The sequence below is a fragment of the Paraburkholderia sp. 32 genome (assembly GCF_050435345.1).
Lineage (GTDB): Bacteria > Pseudomonadota > Gammaproteobacteria > Burkholderiales > Burkholderiaceae > Paraburkholderia > Paraburkholderia tuberum.
This window is the reverse complement of record NZ_JBNDKD010000001.1, coordinates 2,365,643-2,386,765: the sequence shown is the minus strand read 5'-3', so window position 1 is coordinate 2,386,765 and position 21,123 is coordinate 2,365,643. Positions and strand designations below refer to the sequence as shown.

The 21,123-nt window shown below is 62.9% G+C and carries 19 protein-coding genes and 2 pseudogenes; 6 read left to right on the top strand and 15 right to left on the bottom strand.

The window, feature by feature from the left end; all coding sequences use genetic code 11:
• Positions 1 to 4 precede the first annotated feature (4 nt).
• Positions 5 to 745 (bottom strand): haloacid dehalogenase type II, encoded by a 741-nt coding sequence (locus OKW26_RS11175; RefSeq protein WP_429353634.1) that lies wholly within the window; start codon positions 743 to 745, stop codon positions 5 to 7.
• A gap of 92 nt (positions 746 to 837) precedes the next feature.
• Between OKW26_RS11175 and OKW26_RS11170 the strand changes: the two genes are divergently transcribed.
• On the top strand, positions 838 to 1,959 hold the full coding sequence (locus OKW26_RS11170) for a branched-chain amino acid ABC transporter substrate-binding protein (protein ID WP_184039676.1): 1,122 nt from the start codon (positions 838 to 840) through the stop codon (positions 1,957 to 1,959).
• Positions 1,960 to 1,988: 29 nt separating this feature from the next.
• On the top strand, positions 1,989 to 2,996 hold the full coding sequence (lhpH, locus tag OKW26_RS11165; RefSeq protein WP_184059898.1) for a trans-3-hydroxy-L-proline dehydratase: 1,008 nt from the start codon (positions 1,989 to 1,991) through the stop codon (positions 2,994 to 2,996).
• Positions 2,997 to 3,129: 133 nt separating this feature from the next.
• Here the strand turns inward: lhpH and OKW26_RS11160 are convergent, their stop codons facing one another.
• The 4 genes from OKW26_RS11160 to gltA all read right to left on the bottom strand — a co-directional run bounded on the left by OKW26_RS11160 (position 3,130) and on the right by gltA (position 8,395).
• Positions 3,130 to 3,801: a hypothetical protein gene (locus tag OKW26_RS11160; protein WP_429353633.1), complete on the bottom strand. Its 672-nt coding sequence runs from the start codon at positions 3,799 to 3,801 to the stop codon at positions 3,130 to 3,132.
• Between the two features lie 61 nt (positions 3,802 to 3,862).
• On the bottom strand, positions 3,863 to 4,489 hold the full coding sequence (locus tag OKW26_RS11155; protein WP_429353632.1) for a DUF429 domain-containing protein: 627 nt from the start codon (positions 4,487 to 4,489) through the stop codon (positions 3,863 to 3,865).
• Positions 4,486 to 6,765: an amylo-alpha-1,6-glucosidase gene (locus OKW26_RS11150; RefSeq protein WP_429354218.1), complete on the bottom strand. Its 2,280-nt coding sequence runs from the start codon at positions 6,763 to 6,765 to the stop codon at positions 4,486 to 4,488. Before OKW26_RS11150 ends, OKW26_RS11155 begins: the two co-directional genes overlap by 4 nt.
• 331 nt (positions 6,766 to 7,096) lie before the next feature.
• Entirely contained in the window at positions 7,097 to 8,395 is a 1,299-nt protein-coding gene (gltA, locus tag OKW26_RS11145; RefSeq protein ID WP_184059892.1) for a citrate synthase, read from the bottom strand.
• 381 nt (positions 8,396 to 8,776) lie between these two features.
• Here gltA and OKW26_RS11140 point away from each other — a divergent pair, with 381 nt between their 5' ends.
• Positions 8,777 to 9,178: a hypothetical protein gene (locus OKW26_RS11140; protein WP_184059890.1), complete on the top strand. Its 402-nt coding sequence runs from the start codon at positions 8,777 to 8,779 to the stop codon at positions 9,176 to 9,178.
• Between the two features lie 62 nt (positions 9,179 to 9,240).
• Here the strand turns inward: OKW26_RS11140 and OKW26_RS11135 are convergent, their stop codons facing one another.
• The 7 genes and pseudogenes from OKW26_RS11135 to OKW26_RS11105 all read right to left on the bottom strand — a co-directional run bounded on the left by OKW26_RS11135 (position 9,241) and on the right by OKW26_RS11105 (position 15,350).
• A complete protein-coding gene (locus tag OKW26_RS11135; RefSeq protein WP_429353631.1) occupies positions 9,241 to 10,092 on the bottom strand; it encodes an alpha/beta fold hydrolase in 852 nt (283 codons plus the stop codon).
• Between the two features lie 7 nt (positions 10,093 to 10,099).
• Positions 10,100 to 10,624 (bottom strand): hypothetical protein, encoded by a 525-nt coding sequence (locus tag OKW26_RS11130; RefSeq protein ID WP_429353630.1) that lies wholly within the window; start codon positions 10,622 to 10,624, stop codon positions 10,100 to 10,102.
• A gap of 192 nt (positions 10,625 to 10,816) precedes the next feature.
• A pseudogene (locus OKW26_RS11125) lies at positions 10,817 to 12,160 on the bottom strand (IS4 family transposase).
• Positions 12,161 to 12,288: 128 nt separating this feature from the next.
• A pseudogene (locus OKW26_RS11120) lies at positions 12,289 to 12,988 on the bottom strand (RNase A-like domain-containing protein); the annotation flags it as partial.
• 105 nt (positions 12,989 to 13,093) lie between these two features.
• Complete coding sequence (locus OKW26_RS11115; protein ID WP_184059881.1) at positions 13,094 to 13,246, bottom strand: hypothetical protein; 153 nt, start codon at positions 13,244 to 13,246, stop codon at positions 13,094 to 13,096.
• A 199-nt stretch (positions 13,247 to 13,445) separates the two neighbouring features.
• On the bottom strand, positions 13,446 to 14,498 hold the full coding sequence (locus OKW26_RS11110; protein ID WP_184047321.1) for a rod shape-determining protein: 1,053 nt from the start codon (positions 14,496 to 14,498) through the stop codon (positions 13,446 to 13,448).
• Positions 14,499 to 14,687: 189 nt separating this feature from the next.
• Positions 14,688 to 15,350 (bottom strand): alpha/beta hydrolase, encoded by a 663-nt coding sequence (locus OKW26_RS11105; RefSeq protein ID WP_429353629.1) that lies wholly within the window; start codon positions 15,348 to 15,350, stop codon positions 14,688 to 14,690.
• A gap of 293 nt (positions 15,351 to 15,643) precedes the next feature.
• On the opposite strand from OKW26_RS11105, the gene OKW26_RS11100 reads away from it, so the two are divergent.
• Entirely contained in the window at positions 15,644 to 17,245 is a 1,602-nt protein-coding gene (locus tag OKW26_RS11100) for a DHA2 family efflux MFS transporter permease subunit (protein ID WP_018425335.1), read from the top strand.
• Positions 17,246 to 17,299: 54 nt separating this feature from the next.
• Here the strand turns inward: OKW26_RS11100 and OKW26_RS11095 are convergent, their stop codons facing one another.
• Positions 17,300 to 18,091 carry an AraC family transcriptional regulator gene (locus OKW26_RS11095; protein ID WP_429353628.1) on the bottom strand — a complete coding sequence of 264 codons (792 nt, stop codon included), beginning with the start codon at positions 18,089 to 18,091 and terminating at the stop codon, positions 17,300 to 17,302.
• A gap of 411 nt (positions 18,092 to 18,502) precedes the next feature.
• On the opposite strand from OKW26_RS11095, the gene OKW26_RS11090 reads away from it, so the two are divergent.
• On the top strand, positions 18,503 to 18,787 hold the full coding sequence (locus tag OKW26_RS11090) for a DsbA family protein (RefSeq protein WP_187610789.1): 285 nt from the start codon (positions 18,503 to 18,505) through the stop codon (positions 18,785 to 18,787).
• Here OKW26_RS11090 and OKW26_RS11085 read toward each other — a convergent pair.
• Complete coding sequence (locus OKW26_RS11085; protein ID WP_429353627.1) at positions 18,751 to 19,350, bottom strand: NADPH-dependent F420 reductase; 600 nt, start codon at positions 19,348 to 19,350, stop codon at positions 18,751 to 18,753. The two genes, OKW26_RS11090 and OKW26_RS11085, sit on opposite strands and share 37 nt — an antisense overlap.
• A 313-nt stretch (positions 19,351 to 19,663) precedes the next feature.
• The gene (locus tag OKW26_RS11080) at positions 19,664 to 20,398 is read right to left on the bottom strand and encodes an SDR family NAD(P)-dependent oxidoreductase (RefSeq protein WP_429353626.1); all 735 of its coding nucleotides are present in this window, start codon (positions 20,396 to 20,398) and stop codon (positions 19,664 to 19,666) included.
• Positions 20,399 to 20,528: 130 nt separating this feature from the next.
• Between OKW26_RS11080 and OKW26_RS11075 the strand changes: the two genes are divergently transcribed.
• The gene (locus tag OKW26_RS11075; protein ID WP_090809671.1) at positions 20,529 to 21,107 is read left to right on the top strand and encodes a TetR/AcrR family transcriptional regulator; all 579 of its coding nucleotides are present in this window, start codon (positions 20,529 to 20,531) and stop codon (positions 21,105 to 21,107) included.
• Positions 21,108 to 21,123 lie beyond the last annotated feature (16 nt).

Sequence of the window (21,123 nt, the reverse complement as noted above, 5' to 3'; positions counted from 1 at the left end):
CGTTTCAACGGCGCGAAGATGCTCGGTTCACCAGCGCTTCCCGATGCGCGTCGACGAAGTCCGCCATGCTGTCGAAGCGGAAGTCGATGTCAGGCTGCGAGCCCGGGTTCATCGTCGCGCCAAAGCCCGGCTGCGAATGACGGCGGTAAATCCAGCACGACGCCAGGCCGAACTCGTTTGCGGGCTTGTGGTCATGGAAGAGGCTTTCTGCCGTGTGAAGGATTTTTTCCTTCTTGATGCCGCGCTGATCGAGCTTCTGAAGCATGTACTCGAAGTTGCGCGGCGACGGCTTGTAGGACCCGACGTCCTCCGCTGTGATGACGGCGTCGAACTCAACCTGCAGCCTGGCGTTGCTGAAGGTGAAACTTTCGTTGTCGATGTTCGACAGGATGACCAGCTTGTAATGCTTCTTCAGATATTGCAGCGCGAGCGCGGAGTCGGCGAATGCCGGCCAGTTTCCGATCGACTGGCCGTACGCCACGCATTCTTCGTGTGTATAGGACAGGCCCCACTCTTCAGCCATGCGCTTATATACGATGGGAAGCAGTTCCTGATAGCGCTTTGCAGGGGTGAAGTTCTGCTGCGACGACTCGTGGCGAGCGTGCGCTTCGAGAACCTCGTCACGCGTGAGCGGCGTCCTGGCTCGCTCCAGCAGAGGCCTCAGGCCTTCAAGGATGCCACTCTCCCAGTCGATCAAGGTGCCGTAGCAGTCAAAAGTCAGTGTATCGAAATCGGTCAGTTTCACTACTCCTCCTGTCGGATGGCGTGCTCAAAGGTTGAACCCATGCCGAAGCGCAGCTAATCTGGTCAAACACGGATCCAATACCTGGAGACTATATGCGCCACCTCGTCCTAACAATGGCTGTCTTAACAGCCGCCGGCATCACCGCATCTGCCAATGCTCAATCGGTGGTCACCCTCGGTCACTCGGCTCCGCTTACGGGCCCCCAGGCGCCGAACGGAAAGGACAACGAGAACGGCGCCCGCCTTGCTATCGATGAACTCAACAAGAGCGGCGTCACGGTTGCTGGCCAGAAGGTAACTTTCAAACTGGACTCCGAGGACGACCAGGCAGATCCGAAGGTTGGCGTTCAGGTCGCGCAGAAACTCGTCGACAGCGGCGTGATCGCTGTCCTCGGCCCCTACAACTCAGGTGTGGCTATTCCGGCATCGCGCGTCTATAACACCGGCGGGGTACCGATGCTGCCGGTTGCCTCCAATCCGGCGCTGACGAAGCAAGGCTTCAGGAACATCTTCCGTATCGGCGCGAGTGACGAGCAGCTAGGCGGAACGATGGGTCAGTTTGCGGCCAAAACATTGAAGGCCAAGACCGCCGCGGTGATCGACGACCGCACGGCATATGGGCAAGGTGTGGCCGAGCAGTTCGTCAAAGAGGCAAAGGCAAATGGAATTCAAATCGTGGACCAACAGTTCACGAACTCGTCGGCGACTGACTTCCTCGGCATTCTCACCAGCATCAAGGCCAAAAATCCGGATGTCGTCTTCTTCGGCGGATACGCTGCTCAAGGCGCGCCGATGGCCAGGCAGATGCGCGCACGCGGACTGCGAGCCAAGCTGCTTGGCGGTGATGGCATTTGCTCGGCCGACATGGGCAGGGTTGCCGGTGACGCGGCCTCTATCGTGTATTGCGCCCAGGGCGGCATCGCGCTCGACAAGACCCCAGCCGGCCGTGAGTTTCTGCAGAAATACAAGGCCGCGTTCAACACCGACACGCAGGTTTATGCGGTCAGCTACTACGACGGCGTAAAACTGCTGGCCGATGCGATGGTCAAAGCGGGAACCACGACCGACAAGGCAAAGCTCACCGCCCAATTGGCAAAAACCAACTATAAGGGCGTGGCAGGCACCTACTCTTTCGATGAAAACGGCGATCTGAAGGGCGCACCCACGACCGTCTATGTGATCAGAAACGGCCTTCCGGTGCCCTACGGGCAGTGACGTTCAATCGAATAACCCCCAACGCACACATGAAAATCACTCGCACTATTTCGACGGTCGAGGTCCATACCGGCGGCGAAGCGTTCCGTATCGTGACGAGCGGGCTTCCTCGTCTTCCCGGTGACACCATCGTCAAGCGTCGAGCGTGGCTGAAGGAGAACGCCGACGAAATTCGTACCGCGCTGATGTTCGAACCGCGTGGTCATGCTGACATGTACGGTGGATACCTGACCGAACCCGTTAGTCCCACGGCAGACTTCGGAATCATCTTCGTCCACAACGAGGGTTATAGCGACCACTGCGGACACGGCGTGATCGCGCTGTCTACCGCGGCGGTCGAGTTGGGCTGGGTTCAGCGCCAGATTCCCGAGACGCGAATCGGCATCGACGCTCCATGTGGCTTCATCGAGGCGTTCGTGCAATGGGATGGTGAACACGCCGGCAACGTACGCTTCGTCAACGTTCCGTCGTTCATCTGGAAACGGGATGTCACGGTCGAGACGCCGTCGTTTGGCACGGTAAAGGGTGACATTGCCTTCGGCGGTGCCTTCTACTTCTACACGGACGGTGCGCCGCACGGTCTCGCAGTCCGGGAGTCTTCTGTCGAGGAACTGATCAAGTTTGGCGCCGAGGTCAAAAAAGCTGCAAACGACGCCTACCCGGTTGAGCATCCCGATATCCCGGAAATCAACCACATCTACGGGACCATCATTGCCAACGCACCGCGGCACGAAGGCTCGACGCAAGCCAACTGTTGCGTGTTCGCCGACCGTGAAGTGGACCGTTCGCCCACCGGCTCAGGGACGGGCGGACGCGTCGCGCAACTCTATCTGCGCGGCGAACTGGCGAGCAACGAGACGCTCGTCAATGAGTCCATCATCGGCACGGTCTTCAAGGGGCGTGTACTCAGTGAGACGACCGTCGGCGACTTCAAGGCCGTCGTCCCCGAGGTCCAGGGCAACGCATACGTTTGCGGTTTCGCAACCTGGATCGTGGACGAGCGTGACCCGCTGGCTTACGGTTTCCTCGTCCGATAATCGGTTCCTTGCAGTCGCTTTTAGCGCGGAACGCCGTGACAGGCATTCCGCGTTGTTTGATTGGCGAATCGAGCGGCCCGACCGGTAGGTCAAAGCGCGGTTTCGTGCGCGAGGCCAGCGCGTTGGCATCACCTCATCGCCCGTTCTTGCCTTGCGTCTTCTTTGCGGTCGCTCTGCTTCGGTTCCGAAGCGCGAAGAACACACCGGCTCCGAGCGCGACGAGCAGAACCACGATCAGGCCGCCACTGATGTCGCTCATGCCGGTCATGCCACGAGATTCGCTCTGGCTGGGCGCCGCCGAGGCAGCCACGGGCGCGGAAGCCTCCGCCGCGACGGGCTGCGGAAGCGCCACACCGGCGGCACTCCCTTGACGCACCAGAGAAGCCTCCGATGTCGGCGAGGCCTGGGACACCTGAGATGCATCAGAGGCGGATACGGCTGGAGGCGCTTCGGGATTGGGACCGACAGGTGCCATCGCCGCTTCCGAGGCCGTCACGACAGGCGCGGCCGGCTGAGGCGCGGCCGCCTGAGGAGCGACGTCGACGGACCGGGCCATCGCCTTCCACTGCGCGAACACGCCGTCCACGCAGTGCACATCGATACAGGCGTTTCGCGCCTGCCGCCACTTCGCCAGTTGCGCGGACGAGAGTTTCCCGCTGCTCAGAAGAGCCTGTTGCTGCGCGAAGATGTCGTCGTACTCGTTGTTCAGGATCGCGTGATCGCAAATGACGCGCTCAGCGGGTTGCTGCGAGGTTGCACACTGAATGTCGTTCGCCGATGCCGCGGTCGAACCCAACGCCGCCATGGATAGCAGCAATATTCCGAATCGTCGTGCCAGGTGCACCCGTCCTCCCAGAATGTGAGTGTCAAAGTCCAGGCACCACGATGAATCCGCCTGGCTCGTCACCGTATGTTTCGACTCTGCCTTCCAGCAGATAACGTGCCGCCAACGCGCATAGCGCCGCGTCGACGTCGTCGATCGAAGTCAGCGACGCTGTTGCGATACCTTCCCGTTCGAGGATTGCCCGGCGCTGCGGCCCCTTTTGCTTCGCGGATGCGACGTCCGTCCCGAGGAAAGCGCACGTGATCGCGTGGGGGAATGTCTCGAAGCACACGCGACCATTGATTTTTTCGCCGCCGCTGAAAAGCGGAAAGTGCGCGACGAATGCGTCGTAGACGCGCTCGCCGTTGAACATCCATCCATAGAAGCCGCTTTTGCTGGCAATCGCCGTTTCGCGAGCCGGCGTCGCAAACGAAAAGATTCGCTGCCGCGCGAGCGCCTTCTCGGCTAGTCGTCCCGCGGTGCCTGTTCGCCAACGACACGGCGCATCGATGCCGACCGCCGCCACCTCGAGTGCGCGACACCGTTCGAGCATGTGTTCGGGGGTCGCGTTGCCGAGATGGCTCACGATCTCGGTGCCGCGCAGGACGACCAGATGGTTTCCCTTCCGGTCGCCGCCAACATCGATGCCCGCTGCCGTGGTCGGCGTCAAAGCAGCGCCACCACCCTCACATCGCCCTGCTCCGCCGACGCCACCACCTTCTCGCCGATCCGGCGGAACGTGATCGACACCGACGCATCCCCGACCCGCAGATCGCTGACCTCGAGCCAGTCGATACCTTCGGGCAGCATCGGTTGTTCGATCAGCACTTCGCGGCGTTCGGCGTCGATCGTGATGCCCAGACACGCCTCGAGCATCATGAACGGCGAGCCCGCCGCCCATGCCTGCGGCAAACACGCGACCGGATAGGCCGTGGGCGGCTCGCCGCGGCGTCGCGGGAAGCCGCAAAACAGCTCGGGCAAGCGCATGTCGAAATTGACCGCGGCCTGGAACAGCGCCTGCAGCAGCTTCACGGCCGACGCCTTGCCGCCATAGCGTGACAGCCCTCGCGCGCACAGCGCGTTGTCGTGCGGCCAGACCGAGCCGTTGTGATATGCCATCGGATTGAAGCGCGCCTGGCTCGCGGCCAGTGTGCGCACGCCCCAGCCGGTGTGGAACAGCGTCGAGTCGAGCGCCCGCACCACCGCCTCGCCGCGCTCGCGCGTGGGCAGGCCGAACGCCAGCAGATGCCCCGCGTTCGATGCCATCACGCGACACAACTCGCCATGACCGTCGAGCGCGATGCCGTAAAAGCCGACCTCGTCCATCCAGTACTTTTCTTCGACGCAGCGGCGGATCTTCTTCGCGCGCTCCGCGTATTGCGCGGCCGCGTCGCGCAGGCCGCGCAGCTTCGCGTAGTGAGCCATCGTGTCGAACGCGGCGCTCGCATAGGCCTGCACTTCGACGAGCGCGATCGGGCCGTCAGGGAAGCGCCCGTCCGCATGGAACACCGAATCGTGACTGTCTTTCCAGCCCTGGTTCGCGAGGCCGCCATCCGATTCGCGCTGGTAATCGAGCAGCCCGTGCCGGTTTTTGTCGCACACGCCCGCGACCCACTGCGCCGCGCGTTCGAGCGAGGGCCATAGTTCGTCGATCAAGCCGACGTCGCCGGTGCGGGCCGCGTAGGCGCCGGCCAGCACGATGAACAGCGGCGTGGTGTCGACACCGCCGTAGTACAGCGCGAACGGCACTTCGCCGGCCGCGGCCATTTCGCCCTTGCGCATCTCGTGCATGATCTTGCCCGGCGCGGCGTCGCGAAACGGCGAGTTCTCGCGCGCCTGATGCTCGGCGAGAAAACGCAGCACGCCGGCTGCGAGATGCGGTTGCAGCCACAGCGTCTGCAGCGACGTGATCACCGCGTCGCGGCCGAACGGGGTCGAAAACCATGGGATGCCCGCGTACGGGTACGGGCCGGTCGCGAGATCCGTCGTCAGCAGGCCGAGGTCGGCGAACGAGCGGTCGATCCACGCGTTGAACAGCGGATTGCTCGAACGCACGCGCGCGCTCGCGTTGCGTCGCTCGCGCATCACCAGGTGCGCATCCACCATTGCCGCGCGTACCGCCGTGCGGCCGACGCGCGGGCGCTCCGCATCGATCTGCGAGAGATGCGCTTCGCTCAACGCATGCATCGGCTGCGACACGTCGGCGCCGGGCTTGCCGGTCATCGGCACGACATGCACCGCTATCGACAGATAGATCGACACGCATGCCTGCGCGGGCAGCTTGACGGTGTAGTCGGCGCGGTCGGCGAACAGCTTGTCCGGCTGCGGCGAGAACGCGATCCGTACGTTGCGCGCCACGTCGTCGAGACCGATGTAGCCGAGCAGCACCTCCTGATTCTCGATGCGCGCGGGCTGCACGCGACCCTGTTTGTCGCGCTTCAGGCCGCGCACTTCGAACATGTCGCGGAAATCGCTGGAAAACGAAATCGACAGCGGCACGGTCGCATCGTGCGTGCCGTAGTTCGTGAGCTCGATCGCCTCGTTGAGCACGGTGCCCGACAGCACACGCACACGCTCGACGTGGATCACGCCTTCGGGCGTGCTGTCGCCGCCAAGCGGCGGCAGCGGGCGGTTGGTCAGATGCGCGGTGAAACTGGTGTTGTCGCTGCTGACGCTGCCCGACAGCAGCGACGGCGCGCGGCCGCCGAAGGTCAGCCGCAGTTGCGACATCACGCGCGTATCGTTGACGAACAGGCCATCGTCGTGGCCGGTGATATCGCCGAGCGGATCGTTGACGACGAAAGTGTCGCCCGACTTGAGCACGTGCTGCGTAACGCTCGCGACGTTGAGGTTTTCCGTCGGGATGAAAACGCCGTCCTGCTCGGGCTCGCGATGATCGACGCCGCCGGAGTGGGTCAGCCCGCCGAGGGCTTCTGGCTGCTGTATCAAGGTCGCTCCTATGGATTCGCTGCTGCGTTTGGTTGCACTTCGGGTCTCGCCTCGGATCGGCCGCCGGATTGCCCGGTTGCCCCGTCACCCGAGCCCCGGTTGGCCGGCCCCCCGGTGGGCCGGCCCATCCGATTGTAGAGGCTCTTTCCGCGTGAGACGAGCTTATCGCCTCGGAGTTTCGGCTTTTTGCGCCGTTTTTTGACGGCGTTTCCGGTGGCACGGGACGTGCAGGCGGCAGGATACGCGGAACGTAAAAAAAACCCACGGCCTCGTGAGCCGTGGGTTGGCGACCGTCGTTGAACGCGTTGTCGGGCGTCTATCCGGCCTGTTACCGCTTCGCGACCGGCTTCGCCTCGCGCAGCGTCTCGCCGATGAACAGCTGACGCGGACGGCCGATCTTCTGCTCGGGATCGGCGATCATTTCGTTCCACTGCGCGATCCAGCCGACCGTGCGTGCCATCGCGAAGATACACGTGAACATCGACGTCGGAATGCCCAGCGCGCGCTGCACGATGCCCGAGTAGAAGTCGACGTTCGGGTACAGCTTGCGCGACACGAAATATTCGTCTTCGAGCGCGATCTTTTCCAGCGCCATCGCGAGCTTGAACAGCGGGTCGTCGTGCAGGCCCAGCTCTTCGAGCACTTCGTGGCAGGTTTCGCGCATCAGCTTCGCGCGCGGATCGTAGTTCTTGTACACGCGGTGGCCGAAGCCCATCAGCTTCACGCCCGAATTCTTGTCCTTCACCTTCGCGATGAAGTCGGGAATGTTGTCGACCGAGCCGATCTCTTCCAGCATGTTCAGCGCGGCTTCGTTCGCGCCGCCGTGTGCCGGGCCCCACAGACACGCGATACCCGCCGCGATACACGCGAACGGATTCGCGCCCGACGAACCGGCGAGCCGCACGGTCGACGTCGACGCGTTCTGCTCGTGGTCCGCGTGCAGGATCAGAATGCGGTCGAGCGCGCGCACCAGCACGTCATTGACCTCGTACTCCTCGGCCGGATTCGAGAACATCATGCGCATGAAGTTCGCGCTGTACGACAGATCGTTCTTCGGATACACGAACGGTTGACCGACGCTGTACTTGTACGCCATCGCGACCAGCGTGGGCAGCTTCGCGATCATGCGGATCGCCGATACGTCGCGATGCTGCTGGTTCGTGATGTCGAGCGAGTCGTGATAGAACGCCGACAGCGCGCCGACCGCCGCAACCAGAATCGCCATCGGGTGCGCGTCGCGACGGAAGCCGCGGAAAAAGAAGTGCATCTGCTCGTGCACCATCGTGTGCTGCGTGACGGTGTTCTCGAACTCGGCTTTCTGCTGGGCGTTCGGCAGTTCGCCCTTCAGCAGCAGGTAGCAGGTTTCGAGGAAGTCGGCGTTCTGCGCGAGGTTGTCGATCGGGTAGCCGCGGTAGAGCAGTTCGCCCTTGTCGCCGTCGATATATGTGATCTCGGAGTTGCACGCCGCCGTCGACATGAAGCCAGGATCGTACGTGAATTTGCCGGTCTGGCCGTACAGCTTGCGGATGTCGATGACGTCGGGGCCCAGCGAGCCCTGATAGATCGGCAGATCGATGGTCTGGTCGCTGTCGGAAAAGCTCAGCGTTGCGTGTGACTTCGAGTTCATGTACGTCTTCCTTTTGCTTGATACCGCACTCGCGCCGGCATGCATCGCGTTCGTACGGCGAGGCGCGACATCGGCGCTCCCGAAGACGGGCATGCTCAGGCTCCGCTGCGCATTCTACGGGTCGGCGTGTCGTTGATTGCGTCGATTGATCGCAACAGTCCATCTCCTTGGGCGCAACATTCGTTGTCGGCACGCGGCGGGTGCATCGCGATGCCGTTGAAAGTTGCACGAAAGTCGGAACACCAGCCGCAACAATGTTTTGCTGCCAGCACACTGCGTCGGGCGGGATCCATCTGCGATACTCAGTCCGTGCATTGATGCTTGCGGCCCGCGATTCGAAGCGGGTTTTTTTGATCACACAGAAAAGCAGGACGAATACAAATGAATGTCTCTCTCGAAACGCTGTTTCCGGATCACGTCCATACCGAAGACCACACGGTCACCGCGCTGAATCATCAGGATATCGTCGTCGCGTTGTCGGCGGCGCTGAAGACGCAGGACGTCGCGGTGCTGCACATGCTCTATCCGCGCACCGACGCGCGCACGCATCGCAGTCTCGACACGCTCGTCGACGTGCTGCATGGACACGGCCTGCATGAAGTCGCGGATCTGATCGCGCAGGAAGCGCACTATCTACTGTTCAAGGACCCGGTGAAGGCGTGGAGGGTGTTCCACGAAATCCGCAACGACTCGCTCGCGATCGGCGTACATCTGTACTATCACGGGCTCGTCGGCGAGGCGGCCGAACGCGCGCTCGACAAGGACGCGCATCGCAAGGCCTGATGCAGTAACGGGCGATCGGCGGCGCGCGCCGGCCGATCGCCCTTGGTCTTCGCTTCACTTGCTCAGCGCGCGCTCATCGCCTGAATGAAATCATCCACGTAACGATTGAACGCGGACGGGTGCGCGAGGTTCATGCCATGCGACGCACCGCGTACCGTTTCGCGGCGCGCATCGGGCAACCATCCCTGCAACGCCGTCACCGTGCGGTGGAACATGTCGGGACTCTTCTCGCCGTCGATCAGCAGGGCCGGGCAGCGCAGATCGGCCGCGTCCTCGGGCATGTAGGCGGGCAGCGGATCGCGGAATTGCCGCGCGAGCGTGTGCGCGTTGTCCGTCGCCATGCGGCGAAAACCCGGGGTGCTCAGCGCCCAGAAGCCGGGGCGGCTCACCGAATCGACGAACAGTTGCAAGCCTGCTTCGATCTCGCCGCTTTCGATCAACCGAGCCGCTTTCGCACGCAATGCGTTGACCGTCTCCGGCACGCTCGCGGGTGGACGTCCGGCGATCTGCAGCGGGCCGCCCGGATCGGCGAGCGTCAGCGTGCGCACGTGTTCGGGATGGCGTCGCGCGAAATGATAGGCGACGCAGCCGCCGCGCGAATGCGCGGGCCCCGCGCCGAAACGCGCGATGAACTCCGCCACTTCATCGGCGTGGCTGCTCCAACTGAACGGCAGGTCCACCCGCGCGCTATCGGTCACTGGCCAGTAATGCGTGAGACTGACCGCGACGCAGCGATAGCGCTTCGACAGGCCGGCCAGTTGCGGCTGCCAGTAGCGGTAGTCGCACAACGAACCGTGCACGAACAGCAGCAAGTCGCCGTCGCCGGCCTCGACGTAAGGCACGCGCAAGCCGCTGCGTAGTCCGATGAAGGATGGCGATGACGACAGCGACGAAGCGGAAACGGATTGATTCACGGATGAGCTACGGGCGGCGCGGCATCGGCGCGCGAATGCGCGCGGAGCCGGCAACAGGCATTGGGAAATGAGCGTACCGGTGTCCCTGAAAACGGGACGCGATGCGTATTGTCACATAAGCGTCAGCGACGCGTCGGGCAGGCGTCTTCATCAAACCACTGACGCGTGGCGACAAGGATATTACTCGCCTGGAGAGAACTTCATCAGTCAGGCCGTTTCCTAAAAAAACAACATAACCGGTGCGCCCCATAAAGCACCGTATATTAGGTTTCCCGATATTTTTTAGATGTTCGACGACCTCTTTAAACAGAGGCTCATCTTTGTCTGGCTCCATCATTATTCGCCAATCCTGGTCGCCGTCTCCTTTCGTCTTTAAGAAGTGTGCGTCGCCTGGTTCGTCCATATAGGCCCTGACTATATAACTGACATTTCCCTCGACAAATTCATAGATATCGTACTCGTAATAATATTCATACATTCCATTTTCATCGCGGTCACTGGAGTCGATATGGTGGCTCACAATTACTTTCATTAACTTCTCCTGCCGGTCAAAAATTTTGGCATCAAAGCTCAAGATACGCTGTGAGAATGTAGTACGGCATGCCATTGTGGGGTTCGCGCTTTATAAACATTTTAACCTTGCTCAACGGCACGAGTTTCCCTGTTTATCGAGTCATTCCATACCCTGCAGGGGACCCTACGTCATAGCGTTATACAGAAGTCATTAGCCGAGCCCTTCGCGGAGCGCGCGTAGCGTGTCAGCGGCAGCGAGTACCTGATCGAGCCCTCGCCAGATGGTCTTGGCGCCCGGCTCACCGTCACTCTTTCGGCCGAGGAAACCACCGATTTGCGCAATCAGCCGCACGACCTCATTCACAGTGGGCGGCGTCGCCGGCATCTTCTTTTTTGCCAGCAGATGGGCGCCACGAATTTCGTCCGGATCGAAGAACAAGGCGGCATCCAGATCCGGGCAGGTTCGGCCTTTGCGCATCAAATACGTCACGCGCCAAGCCACCACCAGGAACAAGGCCAGCGCGCGCTCAATCCGGTCGACAGCGGCCAATTGCAGGGTCTCGACTTCGCAGCCATTCTTGAGGACATGGAAATAGATTTCGATTTCCCATCTCGCCCGGTACCAATTGATCAGTTCGACCGCTTCTTCCTGGGTTGCGACGGCTCGGTTGGTCAGCAAACGCCACTCAATCGGCTTGATGCCAGCGGGCGCCCCGACTTCGCGTGCGATTACGCAGTGAACCTTGATCTTGCCGCGCTCGCCGTCCGCGATCTCGACTTCGCGAGCCCACAGTTGCTGGCGCACGGTGCGACTCTTCTGAGTCTCGCGGGCGCCGGTCACGAAGGTGATTTCACCCAAGGGCTCAGCGCTGGTTGTACTCGCCCACAGCCTGGCGCCGTCGCCGCCGGGCAAACAGCGGTCATGTTTGGCGCGCACCAGCCAGTCCGCCGGCGTGCCCAGCTCGCTGGCCCGGCGCATCATTTGCACCATGTCGGCCTCGCGGTCGGCCACGTACACCAGTCGCGTGTGCGGCATGTCCGGCGCCATTTCCGCCACGCGCTCGTAGCCTTCGACCCAGCGTGTGCTTTCTTTCGGACCAGGACGAACGCCATCGGCATCAAGCTCCTCACGCGCCCACATCCACGCGTCGAGCACGCCCAGCGGTTCGCGTTCGGTCGTCACCGCATAGGTGGGGTGCAAGTACAGCCCGCGCCTTGCTTCGTAGTTCAACGGCCCCAGCCCGTCGATGTCCTGGCCGTTGAAATCAAGCTCGGTCGTGTCCTAGATGCACAGCACCACCGACTGGCTGCGCATGCGTTCCTGCGTGCTCGCCCAATGCGGCTCCAGTATGGCTTCCCAGGCCACATCCGTATTGCGCAAAAAACGGTACGCTGCGCACGTCTCGCTCCAGCTATCGCACGCCTGCGGGATACTGGCCGTCGGATTGGCCGCAAGTCGTTCCATCAATTTCTTTGCCCTCCTGTCCAGGCGGGCGTCGCCAAGGTCCAGCCCCGCAAATTCCTGCTCGATCCACTGCTGTGCAGCCTTCGTCACGCGCCCGCCCAAATTGCAAGAGTAGACGCGATTCGGCCAAAGTTTACAAGCCCAGCCTCCAAGTCATTGAATGTAAACGGCTTGCTGGCGCGGGCGGCGCGGACAACGAAATGTGTATAACGCTATGACCCTACGTCATGAATCAGACATAGACGTATGTCATTTGTCGCCGCCCATGCCTTCACCCTCGCAGAGTTGAATTGCATAACCTTTGAAACTGCACTTTCAGCGGCGCGCAAATTCGTAAATGAGGATGCGATGTCAATGCGACTTTCAGCAGCCAGCCTGGCGCGCAATTGCGCCTCGATTCGTCCCACATGCTTTGCGATTGTATGCCCACCAATTCGGCTGCCAGCTTGCGCCTCATGCTCAATCAGATTGATCCCCGCCCATCGTAACGCTGGCGGCGCGTAACGCCCTGATCGAACCGGCAAAGCCGAACGGCACGACCATATCAACTGACAGGCCGATGTTGTTCGCCAAGTCAGGACTGGCTTTCATCGCCTCGGCCAGTTTCGTCGTACCTTGCTGTATCAGCGTGGCCGTATCCCGGCCTGTCCAGATTTGGCGTAGACCGGCCGACGCCGTATCTGATCCGTGCACGCCGAACACGACACACGCGGCCTTGCTGGCCATCGTCGGTTCCGGCAGCACACGCAGAGCCGCCGCCCCGACCATTTCCAGCACCCCGCCGACCACCTGCAAACCGCCCCATAGCCGGTTGGAAAGCATCTCCGTGGGGCTGATCGACTGGCGGGAGAGCACTGCCGCCAGTTGCGGCGCACTGAGCACCACCCGCACGCCGTCCGACTCCTGTTGATACGACATTCCGGTGTCCTCTGTAGTTGTTAGGGCTGCTACGCTAGCAGGCATCCACAGGGGTATGGAATGGGCGATGGATGATTTTTGGATTCCGCTTCGGTTAACGAAATGTCAATATTTGTCCGCGTCGGAGGGTCTCAGTTCACTGGGAAGCGCGTGCGCGGCATTCTGAAACGGGAGCGCTGCGGCGGCAACGCTGGCCGCTTCCTGTTCGCGGTCGCGTTCGTTAATTGAGTGTTTGCCAGCGTCGATCGAACGGCCCATCGCAAGCGCCTTCACGTGCGTCCGCAATAGAGACCTCGGGAGACACGCCGGGCCCGCATCGCGTCGCTTGCCCGTCACAGGGCCGGTAAAGCGGAGCGTCCATTTGCAGCCCGCCTTGCCAAGGGTGAGCAGCAGCCCGGTTACCCTGCCACCGAATGCCGGGTTTTTGCCGAGCTGTAGTGAAGCCCTTATCCACCGCTCACGCGTCCCCGGCTTCGTCCACCCACCCTGCCGCGGCCGCCGCGCCCGCGCCGCGCACCGCGCAGGTCAGCGGTTCGTCGGCGACGTGCACGTCGAGGCCGATTTCCCGGCTCAAACGCCGCCCCAGATTGCGCAGCAGCGCGCCGCCACCGGTCAGCACGATGCCCTTGTGCGCGATGTCCGTCACGAGTTCAGCGGGAGCCAATTCGAGCCCGCGCTTCACCGCGCCGATCACCTGGCTCAGCGGCCCTTCGATCGCCTCCGAAATATCGCGGTTGCTCAACTGCACCGTGCGCGGTAGCCCATCGTCGACGCTGCGGCCGGTTGCGTTCATCTGCTCGAGCGGCACGTCGTGCACGGCCGAGCCGATGGCTCTCTTGACGTGCTCGGCGGTCTGCTCGCCGAGCAGCACGCCATACAGATTGCGCACGTAGCCGATGATCGCCGCGTCGAAATTGTCGCCGCCGACGCGCACCGAGCCGCTATACGCGGTGCCGCCCAGCGCGATCACGCCGACCTCGGTGGTGCCGCCGCCGATGTCGACCACCATCGAGCCGGTCGGATCGCCCACCGGCAGGCCCGCGCCGAGCGCCGACGCGAGCGATTCGCCGATCAGGCTGACCTTCCACGCGCCAGCCGCCTCGGCCGCTTCGCGGATCGCGCGGCGCTCGACGTGGGTCGCGGAGGCCGGCACGCACAGCGTGAATGCCGCGCGCCGGCTGAAGAGCGAGCGCGGCCGCGCCATGTCGACGAATTGCTTGATCATGTGTTCGGCGGCGGAGAAATTGGCGATGACGCCGTGGCGCATCGGCCGCACCGCTTCGAGATTGCGCGGCACGCGGCCGAGCAGCTGGCGCGCCTCGGCGCCGATCGCGGCGATCCGCTTCGACCCGCTCGTGGGCTGCGTCTCGAAGCACACGACGGACGGCTGGTTCAGCACGATGCCGCCGTCGTCGGTATAGATAAGGGTGTTGGCCGTGCCGAGATCCACCGCCACGGCGTGGCGGAACAGTCGCTCAAAGAGCGGGTAATGCGGCGTCGGTCTGGCCATATGCAGGCTCTGATGTGTCGTTATGCGCCGTCCAAGGCGGTCTGGAAATGCGCCCCCGGTACCCCGAAGCCGCGCGACACGCACCGCTGGGCGTTGCGCTTCCCGCACGGCGGGGGTGATTTTCAAGCTATTGCCCGTATGACGGCAAGCCCGTCAGAATCTTTAGGGCCACTTTCTAGTGGGTTTGTGTCAATCGCGCGACAGCTCGCCCAGCGCGCGTTCCAGCGCATCACGGCCGAGCGCGACGCCGTCGGCGGTGATCGTGTGGCCGACGCCGGGCAGCACGTAGGCGTCGACCGCATAGCCGGCGGAGTTGAAAGCGTCGGCCGCGGATTCGAGTTCGCGCACCGGGATCACCTCGTCGTTCTCGCCGTGGACGAGCGTGAGCGGCGTCGCGCGGTTCGACGACACGATCGGCGAGGCGAGCCGCCCCGAATACGCGACGACGCCGGCCGCGCCCTCAACGCTCGACGCGACGTGATGCAGCGCCATGATCGAACCTTGCGAGAAGCCGACCAGCGCAAGCTGATCGAAAGACAGCTGCCAATGCGCGAGCTCGGCGTCGAGCACGCGGCGCAGCGCCGGATAGGCGGCGGCGACGCGCGCCTCGCGGTTCGCCGCGCCGACGTCGCGCAGGCTGAACCACTGGCGGCCGCCGAAGCCGCCGTCGAACGGATCGGTGCCGTCGAGCGACACGAACGCCGTGCCGGGCAGCTCCTCGCTCCAGATGTCGGCGAGCGGCATCAGATCGCGCGCGTTGCTGCCGACGCCGTGCATCAGCACGACGAGGCTCGTCGCGGGCGCGTTTTGCGGCGCGCGCCGCCAGCCGTGTTCGAATTGTTGCCAGCTCATGGTGGGGTCCTTTTTTCCGTGGGATTGGGTGTACGTTTCGGCCTTTGCTGACGCAACCTCAGCCGCGAGCATACGCCGCGTGCCGCGTTCGCGCCGTCGGGCGCCGCATCGGCTGCTGCCGTGGCCGGCGGCGCCCGGCGATTGCGGGTATGCTTTTGCGCATCGACGGACCCGCCGCCGCGGTGCACGGTCCACGGCATCCTGCGCCGACCATGCATTGCGAATCGCGCGCCCTCGCCGTCCGTCCTCACGCCGTTCGCGCCGTCCGCCGCAAAACCTCCGGAGAACGCCTTTTGAGCCAGCCCAACGCCGCGCCTGATTCCGCGTCGCCGCCGCCTCAGCCACCCGCGCCACCGTCGCCGCCCGCGCCTCTCGAAGGCGGCCGGCTGGTTCTCGCGACGATCGCCGTCGCGCTCGCCACGTTCATGAACGTGCTCGACACGTCGATCGCGAACGTCGCGATTCCGACCATTTCCGGCAACCTCGGCGTCTCGGTCGACGAAGGCACGTGGGTGATCACCGTGTTCGCGGCCTCCAACGCGGTGGCGATTCCGCTGACCGGCTGGCTCACGCAGCGCATCGGCCAGGTGAAGCTGTTCGTCGGCGCGATCCTGTCCTTCACGCTCGCGTCATGGCTGTGCGGCATCGCGCCGACGCTGCCGATCCTGCTGCTCGCGCGGGTATTCCAGGGCGCGGTGGCCGGGCCGCTGATTCCGTTGTCGCAGGCGATCCTGCTCGGCTCGTATCCGAAGGAGAAGTCGTCGACCGCGCTCGCGCTGTGGGCGATGACCGCCACCGTCGGCCCGATCGCGGGCCCGGCGCTAGGCGGCTGGATCACCGACAGTTACAGCTGGTCGTGGATCTTCTACATCAACATCCCGGTCGGCCTGTTCGCCGCCGGCGTCACGTGGATGATCTACCGCACCCGCGAATCGCCGACGCGCAAGCCGCCGATCGACGTGGTCGGCCTCGGCCTGCTGATCACGTGGGTCGCGTCGCTGCAGATCATGCTCGACAAGGGCAAGGATCTCGACTGGTTCTCGTCGCCGGTGATCGCGATTCTCGGCCTCGTCGCGCTGATCAGCTTTGCGTTTTTCCTCGTATGGGAGCTGACCGAGGAGCACCCGATCGTCGATCTGCGGCTCTTTCAGCAGCGCAATTTTCTCGGCGGCACGATCGCGATTTCGATCGCCTACGGGGTATTTTTCGGCAATCTCGTGCTGCTGCCGCAATGGATGCAGGAGTACCTGAACTACCGTTCGATCGACGCCGGCCTCGTCACCGCACCGCTCGGCATCTTCGCGATCATTCTTGCGCCGATACTCGGCCGTGTGCTGCCGCACTCGGACGCGCGCGTGATCTCGACGGTCGCGTTCGTCGGCTTCGCGATCGTGTTCTATATGCGCTCGAAGTACGTGATCGAGATCGACACGTGGCACCTCGTGCTGCCGACGCTGCTGCAAGGCATTCCGATGGCGCTGTTCTTCGTGCCGCTAACGGCGATCATCCTGTCCGGCCAGCCGCAGAGCCGGATTCCGGCGGCGGCGGGGCTGTCGAATTTCGTGCGGGTGTTCTGCGGCGCGGTGGGCACGTCGATCGCGGGTACCGCGTGGAACAACCGCACGATACTGCATCATGTGCGGCTCACCGAGCAGGCGTCGGTCGACAACCCGTTGTTCGCGCAGCAGATCGACAACACGCAGTCGGTGCTGCATCTGAATCCACAATCGGCGAATGCGCTGTTCGATTTCACCGTGAACACGCAGGCCGCGATGATGGGCCTGAACGACGTCTTCTTTGTGTCGGCGATAATCTTCGTGCTGATCATTCCGCTGATCTGGATCACGCGGCCGGCCAAGGGCGGAGGTGGACCGGATGCGGCCGGCGCCCATTGAGGCAGATTCGTTTTCGCGCGACGGCGACGCTCGCGCGGTGGCCACGAAGCGGCGTCAGCGGAAATAGCGCGCCGGCGTGTCGCCGAACGCATCGCGAAACACCGCGATAAACGACGACACGTCGTTATAGCCGACTTCGAGCGCCACCTGCGTGACGCTCTCACCGGCACCCAGATGTTCGAGCGCGGCCAGCAGACGCAACTGCTGGCGCCATTGACCGAAGGTCTGCCCCGTTTCCTTCGCGAACAAACGCGCGGCCGTGCGCGCGGTCACGCCCGCGGCCGCGGCGAGTTCCTCCAGCACAAGCGATTGCGCGGGATTCGCGCTGAGCGCCTCGGCGATGCGCCGCGCGCGCGGATCGCCCGGCCAGTTCAAGCCAAGCGGCGCGGCGGGCAAGCCGGCGACGCGATCCAGCAGCACCTGCAGCAGACGGCGGGCGGGTTCATCGGGCGTGTGATCGTGCGGCAGATCGGCCGCGGCGGCGAGCAGCGCCTGCACCAGTGTGTCGGGGATCAGCGCGCCGGTCTGCGCGGGCAGCGGCGCGGCGGAGTCGGCGGCGGAGTCGTCGGTGGCGTCCATTGCGGCATCGGTTGCGACGTAGAGCGAATACGACTGCACCGGCCGCGTCGCGTGCAGGCAGTGCAGCGTATTCGCGGCGATCCACAGCGCGCGGGCGGGCGGGACGACCCAACGGCCGGATGCCGTGCGCACGGTCAGCACGCCTTCGCTAACGTAAATCAGACGCGCGCGCCGATACGCGCGCCACGGCTCGTCCAGCGTCGCATGGCGCTCGCCGACCACGAAGACCGCTTGCTCGATGCCGTCCGGATCGAAGGCTTCCGTCATGGTGTCTGCTCTGACGCGGGACGTCCGCGAAGGGAGCAAGATTAGCACGCGCGCGGGGCCCGGCTGCGAGGCGGGCTAACAGGGTCCGGCCACCGTGAGCGCATCCCGCCTAGAGCGGGCAGCTCAAAAATCTCTCGAAGGCGATGTTAACTTTCTCGGCAAGCCGTTAGCCTTGAGCACCTGAACAACGAGCCCCTTCGTCCATCGGGCCAGCCGTAATCAGAGCCTGAACAAGGTTGACAAATGGCGCGATCCCGGCAACGCTGCTCACGCTGCCGGGATCGCCACGAGCCTGATCGCCGAATGGGCCATTGCACCACGCGCAACACGAGCTCGCGCGCTGAGTATATTCAGCTGGGAGCTCGTGTTGTTTTGCTTGGTGAGCATCGCAACTTGCCCACGGGGCATGCCATGGAACGCGCAAAAATCACGATCGCCTACGACTTCATTTGTCCATGGTGCTGGATCGGACATCGAAATCTGGAGGCCGGCAAGGCCCTTGACGATCTTCCCGAATTAGACGTTCGTTATCTTCCGTTCGAATTGAACCCGGAAATACCGCCTCAAGGGATGCACCGGCGCGCCTACCGAAGGCTCGAGTTCGGTAGCTGGACTCGCTCGGAAATGCTGGGCGGACGTGACTTTGCCGTGACGCGCCGCTATTTGAACTTGACGAGATCCTTGAAGATCAGTTGAGCCCAGGTATTCCCCTTGGCCTGGAAGAGCGAACCGCCATCCTTGAGCGGTCCTAGCGCAATCGGCGCGAAACCGAGTTGTTCAGCCAGAGCCGCGACCGGTGCCACCGCACTTTCGTCGTCGCTCGACAGAAACACGACGCGGCTGCCGCCATTCACACTCGGATCAGCGGCCAGAACGGCGGCGGGCAGATGGTTAAAACCCTTGACGAATCTGGACCCGGTAAACGCTTTGGCGACAACTGCGGAGGACGGCAGACCTTGTAGCTCTTCGACGGGAACGCCGTAAGCATTTGTCGCGTCGATGACCGTCTTGCCCTTCCAACTCTTGATCTGCTTCGCGACCTCGCGGTGCTCCCAGAAAGGAACCGCCAGGAAGATCGTGTCGGACGCGATTGCATCTTGCAGCGTCCTGGGGACGACGGTAGGGCCAATCGCTCGTGCCTGCTGCATCAACGTCTCGGGAGGGCGCCGGCTGGCGACCGTTACGTCGATGTTCTTTCTTGCAAACGCTCGAGCGAGTGCCTGGCCTACCGCGCCAAAGCCAATAATCGAATAGCTCATGCGAACTCTCCATTCAGGTGACGTTTTGATCAACCACGGATCCATGGTGATTATTGGCAACCGGGCGCGCGGGAGCGTTGCCCGCGTTAGGCGGCCCGCTGCGCGCGATGCGCCATGCGAGCCACAGCAGACACGCGGAGCCGAGCGCCTTCGACGCCGTTTGCAGCGACGACAGCGCGAGCAGACGTGACAATACCCGCTGGACAATCACCGAAACCAATCCAAGGTTATTGATCAGGATTTCATATTTATAGACGCAACACGGACCATCTTCGTCAAGTTGACAGGCCCCTACACGCTTTTCGGCGCGATTTCAGATAGCCGAGAAGCCGCCGTCGACAGACAATTCCACCCCATTCACGAAGCTCGAATCATCTGAAGCAAGAAACAGCGCGACCGTCGCAATTTCCTCAGGACGACCCATCTTTCCCCGCGGGATCAGGGATTCGAACATCCGCTTCGCCTCCTCGGTGAGAACCTGGTCCTGCATCGGTGTGGCGATCGGCCCCGGGCTCAGCACGTTCACCCGGATATTCCTGCCCTTCAGTTCGTTGAGCCAAGTGCGTGCGAATGAGCGCAACGCCGCCTTGCTCGCCGCATACACGCCGTAACCGGGAAAACCTTTCACCGAAGCAACTGACCCGGTCATGAAGATCGATCCGCCATCGTTAAACAACGGCAACGCCTTCTGAACCGTAAACAGCGTGCCGCGCGTATTCAGGCCGAATTCCGCATCGAAGTGCTGCTCGGTAATCTCGCCCAATGGGACGGCTTTGCCCATGCCAGCGCTCGCGAACAGGATGTCGATCTTGCCCTTTTCACGCCTGACTGTATCGAACAGGCGGTCGAGGTCGTCGAGATTGGCCGCGTCGCCGCGCACGCCGGTCACGTTCCGGCCAATCTGCTTGACGGCTTCGTCGAGCACCTCCTGCCTCCGGCCCGTGATGAAAACATAGGCGCCTTCTTCGACGAACCGCTTGGCGCTCGCCAGCGCCATGCCGCTCGATCCCCCCGTGATGACTGCAACCTTACCCTCAAGCTTTCCCATGACATCTCCTTTCGTGGTGTCGGACAGCGTCTCGGTTCCCATTTGCACGGATGTGCTGTATCTTGTGGATCACTGATCCAGATACAGGTTCATTTTATACGGATCACCGATCCGATTGTCAAGGCGATTTATGCGAGCCGACGCCAGAAAAAATTACAGCCATCTACTTGCGGTCGCGCGTGACGTAGTCACCGAGCATGGCGCCGATGCGTCCATGCGAGATATCGCCCGCCGGGCCGACGTCGGGTTGGCCACACTGTTTCGCCATTTCCCAACACGAGAAGCCTTGTTCGAAGCGTTGCTGCGTATGAACGTGGACGAACTGATACAGCAGGCAGCCAAACTAGAAACGTCGAATCCGCCTGACGAAGCGCTGGTGTCCTGGTTTCGCGAAGGGGTTGCATTCGTTCGTAGCTATAGCGGCATTTGCGCCTTGTTCGCGACCGCGCACGCGGACCCTGACTCCGCGCTTCACGCTTCGAGCACAGCGCTGCGTTCAGCGGGCGCGCGACTACTGCGCCGTGCTCAGGCCGAGGGAACGGCGCGCGCCGATATGGATGGGGTCGACCTGTTCGCCCTGATGTCGGCGCTCGGCTGGCTCGACGGCCAACCCGGATTCGCGCCACGCGGGGATCATCTCTTTCACATTATTACGAGCGCCATCCTGACAAACCGGTCGAGCAACGATGTCGAGAAGGCAACGTGTTGAATCAGATCGCCGACGC

What these genes read in the sequence shown, in the direction of transcription:
- OKW26_RS11170 (WP_184039676.1), top strand. Translation starts at nt 838, where the DNA reads ATGCGCCACCTCGTCCTAACAATGGCTGTCTTAACAGCCGCCGGCATC.
- lhpH (WP_184059898.1), top strand. Translation starts at nt 1,989, where the DNA reads ATGAAAATCACTCGCACTATTTCGACGGTCGAGGTCCATACCGGCGGC.
- OKW26_RS11160 (WP_429353633.1), bottom strand. Translation starts at nt 3,801, where the DNA reads ATGGCGGCGTTGGGTTCGACCGCGGCATCGGCGAACGACATTCAGTGT.
- gltA (WP_184059892.1), bottom strand. Translation starts at nt 8,395, where the DNA reads ATGAACTCGAAGTCACACGCAACGCTGAGCTTTTCCGACAGCGACCAG.
- OKW26_RS11140 (WP_184059890.1), top strand. Translation starts at nt 8,777, where the DNA reads ATGAATGTCTCTCTCGAAACGCTGTTTCCGGATCACGTCCATACCGAA.
- OKW26_RS11130 (WP_429353630.1), bottom strand. Translation starts at nt 10,624, where the DNA reads ATGAAAGTAATTGTGAGCCACCATATCGACTCCAGTGACCGCGATGAA.
- OKW26_RS11115 (WP_184059881.1), bottom strand. Translation starts at nt 13,246, where the DNA reads ATGGGCCGTTCGATCGACGCTGGCAAACACTCAATTAACGAACGCGAC.
- OKW26_RS11110 (WP_184047321.1), bottom strand. Translation starts at nt 14,498, where the DNA reads ATGGCCAGACCGACGCCGCATTACCCGCTCTTTGAGCGACTGTTCCGC.
- OKW26_RS11105 (WP_429353629.1), bottom strand. Translation starts at nt 15,350, where the DNA reads ATGAGCTGGCAACAATTCGAACACGGCTGGCGGCGCGCGCCGCAAAAC.
- OKW26_RS11095 (WP_429353628.1), bottom strand. Translation starts at nt 18,091, where the DNA reads ATGACGGAAGCCTTCGATCCGGACGGCATCGAGCAAGCGGTCTTCGTG.
- OKW26_RS11090 (WP_187610789.1), top strand. Translation starts at nt 18,503, where the DNA reads ATGGAACGCGCAAAAATCACGATCGCCTACGACTTCATTTGTCCATGG.
- OKW26_RS11085 (WP_429353627.1), bottom strand. Translation starts at nt 19,350, where the DNA reads ATGAGCTATTCGATTATTGGCTTTGGCGCGGTAGGCCAGGCACTCGCT.
- OKW26_RS11080 (WP_429353626.1), bottom strand. Translation starts at nt 20,398, where the DNA reads ATGGGAAAGCTTGAGGGTAAGGTTGCAGTCATCACGGGGGGATCGAGC.
- OKW26_RS11075 (WP_090809671.1), top strand. Translation starts at nt 20,529, where the DNA reads ATGCGAGCCGACGCCAGAAAAAATTACAGCCATCTACTTGCGGTCGCG.